Consider the following 248-nt stretch of genomic DNA (forward strand, 5'->3'; position numbering starts at 1 on the left):
GAATCTTGACTGCTTCTGACACCGACCGGCCCAGGATAAAGCTGACTTGGTCCATCAAGTCCTGCAGCTCATTTTCCGCGAGCCGCAGCTCGGCCACTTTCTCATTCAAATCCAGCCGGCGCTTGTCCACCCGGATTTGCTTCATCACCCGCTTATAGTCGGGGTGGTATTTGCCGAAGCGCTGCACTTCTTCGTACAGCTCCTTCAGCCTGGCGAAATCGTGGATCTCTCTCGCCAATTGTTTATCG

Annotated in this window: 1 protein-coding gene; it reads right to left on the bottom strand. The window is 54.4% G+C overall.

All coding sequences use genetic code 11. The features are described from left to right. On the bottom strand, nt 1-248 hold a 248-nt coding region (locus SB775_RS32350; protein ID WP_410865389.1), incomplete at both ends, for a YlbF/YmcA family competence regulator.

It is taken from the genome of Peribacillus sp. SIMBA_075, from assembly GCF_046534585.1.